1 protein-coding gene is annotated in these 227 nt (G+C 62.6%); it reads left to right on the top strand.

Annotated elements, in window-relative coordinates:
* On the top strand, positions 1-227 hold a 227-nt coding region (locus J5M58_RS27755; protein ID WP_207880768.1), incomplete at both ends, for an amino acid permease.

Below are 227 nucleotides of genomic sequence, written 5' to 3'. Positions count from 1 at the left end.
CCTGCTGTCGTGGGTGCTGCTGTGCGCCGAGATCATGTTCGCCGCCGCCAAGGACCACACCATGCCGGAGTTCCTGCGCCGCGAGAACGCCAACCAGGTACCGGCCAACGCCCTGTGGCTGACCAACTGCATGATCCAGGGCTTCCTGCTGATCACGCTGTTTTCCGCCGGTACCTATACCAGCCTGATCTACCTGGCCTCGTCGATGATCCTGGTGCCCTACCTGT

It is taken from the genome of Pseudomonas sp. 32_A (assembly GCF_017490905.1).
In the GTDB taxonomy this organism is placed as follows: Bacteria; Pseudomonadota; Gammaproteobacteria; order Pseudomonadales; family Pseudomonadaceae; genus Aquipseudomonas; species Aquipseudomonas inefficax.
The sequence above is the reverse complement of the archived record's forward strand: the minus strand, read 5'-3'. Positions and strand labels throughout refer to the sequence as shown.